The following is a 5,601-nucleotide window of genomic DNA, read 5'->3' as shown; positions in this document are numbered from 1 at the left end:
GTCGATAAATGGTCGATAAAGCCCTCTTTGGCAGAGAAAATGGTCGATATTTTGATTTTCCTGAACGATAAGGACGAAATCACTACCGACGTTATTGTTTCTCACTTCGGCTACACTCCGACCACTGCCAAGCGTTACCTCCGCCAACTCACGGAGTTTGGCTACTTGGAGGCACATGGTGGTAATAAGAATAGAACATATACAATGAAGGCTGCGAGTCAGTGAGAGTGCACACGGGAACCCCCTGGTCATCTTGACTTCGGCCTCTCGCTGAAGTTCTCCCTGACGAGATAATCTCTTTATTACGCTGTTTCGTGCGAAAGTTTAGTTAATAATTAATAAAAGATTAGTACACAGACTAGATTAACATAATAAATGTATATCTTTGCAACATTTTTAAAATCATTTATTATTAACTAACTAAAATCACAATGAGAAAATTTACAAAATCGTTGTTCACGCTGGCACTGTTGGTGCTCGCAGTGGGGGGGGCAAAAGCTCAAAACCACATGTTAAAGGTTACTAATGGTGAGGCAAAGCCAAATCCTTGGGATTATCAGGCCCAGTACGAATTGCCTACTGCTTTGGTAAAAGGTAAGACTTATGTCTTTGAAATTTCTATTAATGCTGTTAATGGTGGTGAAACTCGTCTTGTGCCTAGTGGTGACGGTCAACAATGGGAAGCTAATAAGGGGTTATGGACTAATAAGTTCACAAGATATCAGATTGAGTTCGAAGCTGGTGGTAATTATACCTTCCTTGAAATTGACCTGGGTGCCTGTGGTGGCGAGGTGTACTTCGATAATGTTTCTTTGAAGGAGAAAGGTGAAACTACAAATCTGATTGCCAATGGTGACTTCGAAACAGACGACCTTACAGGATGGTCTGTATCAACTTGGAATGGCTCGACAATGGCTCGGGTTGAAAAAGATGCACCGAGCGAAGTTCTGGACCCCGGTATGCTCATAAGCGTTGGTGAAGCTGGATGGAGGACTTTCCGTACTGGCTCAAACATAAAGATTACAGATTCCAATGTTAAGGCTTATGTTGCGAAATACGTTGAAGAAGGTAATTATATTAAGTTGAAAGAGGTTACAGGAATTCCTGGTTGGCAGCCTGTCCTTATTGAGGCTGCACCGGGTAATTATATGGTGGAGATTACTACAGAAGACCTTTCTGGTTCATTCCCTTGGGGCGATAATGGATTACAGGCTAATGATGGAACTCCAAAGCCTGGCGACGGTACCCTTTATGCTTTGGCCAAGAAGAACGGCGTAGTTGGTTTCTATAGGATGTCTTCCTCATCAGCAATTCCTGCATGGGCCATTTATATGAAGATTGAGCATTCTTCTGCTCGTGATTTCTTTGGCTTTGGTGATGAGGAAACAGGTATCGAGCCTGTTAAGGTTGCTGCTGAGGCTAACGGCGAATACTATAACCTTGCTGGTCAGCGCGTGGCTCAGCCCACTAAGGGCCTGTACATTGTGAATGGTAAAAAAGTAGTAATTAAGTAAATAAAGAGGAAATAGATTATGAAGAAAACATATTTTGCACCTGAAATGGAGGTTGTAGTCCTGAAGATGCAGCAGACGTTGCTGGCAGGCTCACTGCCCGTATCTGATGAAGAAATAACTTCAGGTGATATGCTGGCTCCTGGTCTCAACTTGCCGTCAGACAATGAGCTGATTCTGCCATAAGAATCACAGGGACAGGTCAAATGATACGTTGAATCAGATAATTGTCCTGTTATAACCTAAGAAATGGCCGCTCCAGAGCGGCCATTTCCTTTTTCAACGCTCCGAGCAAACTATATGAAAGCCCGCGAACACACGGGGACTGTCCCCCTGTGAGGTCCGATAACAAACTCAAGGGCTTGCTTCGCACCACGCGGAGCTGGCCCTTGAATTATGACCGATGGAAGACATCAAGGACTGGCACCTGTCTTGTGGCTTATTTTAAATAAGATAGACGATATTCGAATGAACTTTAAAGGATAGCTTTCTGAAAACGGAACATGCCGTCTTGGTCTTCGGTGCTGCCATCGGGATTGTGTGGGTCGGGATGGTGGCTGGTGTAGAACTCAATAATGTGGAAGCCGCAACGGTTCACGTAGAAATGGATGTTGCGTTTTTCGAAGTAAGGGGTTACGGTTTCCCATACCTTGATTTCACGACGCGTCATGTTCAGACGTTCACGAACAATACATATCAACTGCTGTATTTTATATTCAGAGAAGTGGCGACTTTGAACACCTGCAATAAATCTCACCTCGCCATCCTTCTCATAGTTCTTGATAACTTCAAGAATCTGAAGAATGCCCTCTTTTGATTTTTCTATGTCTGTCCAATGGATCATAATATTTATAATTTAATAGAATGCAAGCAATTATTATGCCAAAAGTCTGGCTCTCCACCACTTTGACACATTGGCAGATTAAACAGATAAAATCTGCATTTTGATTCTGAAAAACTGAGGACAGAACCTTGCGGCTATGTCCTCAATTCTACAGTTATTTGCTTTTTTGCTCCAAAGAACACCAATGATATAAATTAGATTGCGACTTCTGCCTCTACTTTTTCCTCTAATGCGTCTTTGATATAGGCATTTAACGTCAGACCGGCCTGTCGGGCAAGAATGGCAATCTGGCGATGGATGGCAGGAGTTAGTCTGACATTCAGCACGCCGCTGTAACTCTTATCAGGTTCTATACCTTCATCCTCACAATAAGCCAGATAATCATCAACAGCCTCATGAAAAGCCTCGGTGAGTTCTGTCACACTCTCACCTTCAAAATTCACCAATCCGTTAATACCCTCAATCTTTCCGAAAAACACATTATCTTTCTCGCTGAAAGCAACAGAACCAATATAACCTTTGTAAGTCATTGTATTCATACCTCTTTCCTCCTATTTTTTTATAAATCCTGCTTCTTTTAAATCCTCATATACCTGCTTCATAGCATAGCCCTTTACGATATTGCCTGGGTGGGGTTTATGCAACATGATTGGGCGCTTGTTGCCATTCTTAAAGATGACACGTGAACCCGATGTTCTGCCTTTGTCGCCTTTCTCGTAGCCATAACCTTCAAGTAAGCGCTGCATCTCGTCAAACGTGAAGTCCGACGGCATCTTCAGAAAGCGCTCCCTTAATTTTTCCTTTGTTCCCATTATAAAGTATTAATCATTTCTGCCGCAAAAGTAACTAAATTTTAGTTACAATCCAAATTTTTTTGCAATTTTTTTTTCTATTTCGATTTTTTCTTCCATAAAATTTGTATCTTTGCCCTCAGTTCGGGGAGAAATCCGGACTAACAAGAAGCATTCGCTATTATTTCGCGTATTGACTAGAAAATAGCACTAACTAATAAAACACTATTATGAATAAGTTTATCTTCATCTTATTATCCGTATTGTTCCCCCTCATGTGCTGTGCGCAGGGAAGTTTTGAAGATGTAAAAAAAGCGGCGGAGAAAGGAGATGCCATATCCCAATACAACTTGGGTGTTTACTACTACACAGGTAATGGAGTCGAACAGGACGAAAAGCAGGCAGTATATTGGTTTAGAAAAGCGGCCGAACAAGGACTTGCCGAGGCTCAACTTAACATGGGGCTTTGCTATGCCATTGGTAATGGAGTCGAACAGGACGATCAGCAGGCTGCCTTTTGGTATCGAAAAGCCGCAGAGAAGGGAATTGCCGAGGCTCAACACCTTATAGGTTCTTACTATGACGTTGGTATGGGAGTTGAACAGGACGAGCAGCAGGCCTTCTATTGGTATCGGAAAGCCGCGGAGCAGGGACATGTCGATGCTCAATGCGACTTAGGTCTTTGCTATGCCGTTGGTACGGGGGGCGCAAAGGACTTTAAACAGGCTGTCTATTGGTTTAGAAAGGCGGCCGAACAAGGACTTGCCAAGGCTCAGTACTGCTTAGGTCTTTGCTATGCCAAAGGTACGGGAGTCGAAGAGGACAAGCAGCAGGCCTTCTATTGGTATCGGAAAGCCGCGGAGCAGGGAGATGCCGATGCTCAGTACTGCTTAGGTCTTTGCTATGCCAAAGGTACGGGAGTCGAACAAGACGAGGAACAGGCCACCAATTGGTTTGAGAAAGCTGCAGAGCAAGGACACGAAGGTGCCGCAAATGCATTGAAAGAATTGGCAGATAAATTCTTAGAACAGGCTACTGGATCACAAAGATAAGGAACACTCGGGGACTGTCCCCCTGTGAGGTCCGATAACCCATTTAAGGGCTTGCTTTGCACCACGCGGAGCAGGCCCTTTAATTATGACCGATGGAAGATTGATGATGGCTGATGGATGAAGGCTGATGGCTGAGGGAAGATGGAAGAGGGCTGATAATAAAGCAAAGCCCGTTCTTACGTCCCTTTGGTGGCAAGCGGCAGAGCCGAGCGCAAGAAAACTCAAAAAAATTTTGGTTTTCTACTCACTTATTCGTACCTTTGCAACATATTACGCTAATCATGACACAAGAGAATAGAGACAGATTACTACGATTGCTTCAGCAGCATAAGAAGTTGGGTATATCCGATCAGATAGACTTCGACAAGTTCTATCTCTACTCCATCATTACGCACTCTACAGCCATCGAGGGCAGTACGGTGACGGAGGTGGAGGCTCAGTTGCTGTTCGACGAAGGCATCACCAGCAGCAAGCGTACCATGCTGGAGCAGCAGATGAACCTCGACCTGAAGGTGGCTTACGACTACGGACGTGAGTGGATTCGTCAGCATGAACCTATCACTACCGATTGGCTTGTTCTCTTGGCATCCAAGGTAATGGCTCGCACGGGTAGCGAGTATCACTCTATTGGTGGTGACTTCTCTGCTGCCAAGGGTGAGTTGCGTAAACTGAATGTTACTGCTGGCACAGGTGGCAAGTCTTATATGTCGTATCAGAAAGTGCCTGCACGTCTCGCTGCCTTCTGCGAGGAACTTAATCGTAGGCGCAAAGCCATAGACCCCACCGATGTGGCCGCTGTCTATGACCTCAGTTTCTGGGCTCACTTCGAACTGGTGACCATCCATCCGTGGGCTGACGGTAACGGACGTACCAGCCGCCTGCTGATGAACCTGCTGCAATGGGAGTTTGATGTGTTGCCGACTAAGGTTGTCAAAGAAGACAAGGCCGAATATATCCAGGCGCTGATAGACACCCGCGAGAGCGAAGACCTCAACATTTTCCTCGATTGTATGACCCGTCATCATTGCCAGCACCTGCAGACAGTTATCGACCAATTCATGCAATCTATGGCATCAGAAATGGTCGATAAACAGGATTTGAAACAGAAAATGGTCGATAAATGGTCGATAAAGCCCTCTTTGGCAGAGAAAATGGTCGATATTTTGATTTTCCTGAACGATAAGGACGAAATCACTACCGACGTTATTGTTTCTCACTTCGGCTACACTCCGACCACTGCCAAGCGTTACCTCCGCCAACTCACGGAGTTTGGCTACTTGGAGGCACATGGTGGTAATAAGAATAGAACATATACAATGAAGGCTGCGAGTCAGTGAGAGTGCACACGGGAACCGCATTCTATGGTAAATTCCAAACAAATTATGCGATTTAACTATTAATTT

General features: G+C 44.6%; 8 protein-coding genes. 5 read left to right on the top strand and 3 right to left on the bottom strand.

The annotated features are described in order from the left end of the window. The 3 genes from Q0R57_RS14460 to Q0R57_RS14450 form a co-directional block, all read left to right on the top strand. Positions 1-225: helix-turn-helix domain-containing protein (locus Q0R57_RS14460; protein ID WP_294749173.1), on the top strand; the 225-nt coding region annotated here is incomplete at its 5' end. Between the two features lie 206 nt (positions 226-431). Then, positions 432-1,514: a hypothetical protein gene (locus Q0R57_RS14455; RefSeq protein ID WP_294749171.1), complete on the top strand. Its 1,083-nt coding sequence runs from the start codon at positions 432-434 to the stop codon at positions 1,512-1,514. 18 nt (positions 1,515-1,532) lie between these two features. Continuing rightward, positions 1,533-1,697, top strand: coding sequence for a hypothetical protein (locus Q0R57_RS14450; RefSeq protein WP_294749170.1), 165 nt, complete (start codon positions 1,533-1,535; stop codon positions 1,695-1,697). Between the two features lie 289 nt (positions 1,698-1,986). On the opposite strand, the gene Q0R57_RS14445 is transcribed toward Q0R57_RS14450, so the two are convergent. From Q0R57_RS14445 to Q0R57_RS14435, 3 genes are all read right to left on the bottom strand, one after another. After that, entirely contained in the window at positions 1,987-2,355 is a 369-nt protein-coding gene (locus Q0R57_RS14445) for a hypothetical protein (RefSeq protein ID WP_294749168.1), read from the bottom strand. 194 nt (positions 2,356-2,549) lie between these two features. Beyond that, positions 2,550-2,894, bottom strand: a complete 345-nt coding sequence (locus Q0R57_RS14440; RefSeq protein WP_294749167.1) for a type II toxin-antitoxin system HicB family antitoxin — start codon at positions 2,892-2,894, stop codon at positions 2,550-2,552. 12 nt (positions 2,895-2,906) lie between these two features. Beyond that, the gene (locus Q0R57_RS14435; RefSeq protein WP_294749165.1) at positions 2,907-3,167 is read right to left on the bottom strand and encodes a type II toxin-antitoxin system HicA family toxin; all 261 of its coding nucleotides are present in this window, start codon (positions 3,165-3,167) and stop codon (positions 2,907-2,909) included. A 209-nt stretch (positions 3,168-3,376) separates the two neighbouring features. Here Q0R57_RS14435 and Q0R57_RS14430 point away from each other — a divergent pair, with 209 nt between their 5' ends. Together Q0R57_RS14430 and Q0R57_RS14425 are read left to right on the top strand one after the other, a co-directional pair. Beyond that, on the top strand, positions 3,377-4,198 hold the full coding sequence (locus tag Q0R57_RS14430) for a tetratricopeptide repeat protein (protein WP_294749164.1): 822 nt from the start codon (positions 3,377-3,379) through the stop codon (positions 4,196-4,198). Between the two features lie 281 nt (positions 4,199-4,479). Further along, positions 4,480-5,535, top strand: a complete 1,056-nt coding sequence (locus Q0R57_RS14425) for a Fic family protein (RefSeq protein ID WP_294749162.1) — start codon at positions 4,480-4,482, stop codon at positions 5,533-5,535. Positions 5,536-5,601 lie beyond the last annotated feature (66 nt).

It is taken from the genome of uncultured Prevotella sp., from assembly GCF_946407605.1.
GTDB lineage: Bacteria > Bacteroidota > Bacteroidia > Bacteroidales > Bacteroidaceae > Prevotella.
This window is presented reverse-complemented; position numbering and strand designations above follow the sequence as displayed.

Excerpts from the sequence above, each read along its gene's own strand:
- Q0R57_RS14455 (WP_294749171.1), top strand. The coding sequence starts at position 432 with ATGAGAAAATTTACAAAATCGTTGTTCACGCTGGCACTGTTGGTGCTC.
- Q0R57_RS14450 (WP_294749170.1), top strand. The coding sequence starts at position 1,533 with ATGAAGAAAACATATTTTGCACCTGAAATGGAGGTTGTAGTCCTGAAG.
- Q0R57_RS14445 (WP_294749168.1), bottom strand. The coding sequence starts at position 2,355 with ATGATCCATTGGACAGACATAGAAAAATCAAAAGAGGGCATTCTTCAG.
- Q0R57_RS14440 (WP_294749167.1), bottom strand. The coding sequence starts at position 2,894 with ATGAATACAATGACTTACAAAGGTTATATTGGTTCTGTTGCTTTCAGC.
- Q0R57_RS14435 (WP_294749165.1), bottom strand. The coding sequence starts at position 3,167 with ATGGGAACAAAGGAAAAATTAAGGGAGCGCTTTCTGAAGATGCCGTCG.
- Q0R57_RS14430 (WP_294749164.1), top strand. The coding sequence starts at position 3,377 with ATGAATAAGTTTATCTTCATCTTATTATCCGTATTGTTCCCCCTCATG.
- Q0R57_RS14425 (WP_294749162.1), top strand. The coding sequence starts at position 4,480 with ATGACACAAGAGAATAGAGACAGATTACTACGATTGCTTCAGCAGCAT.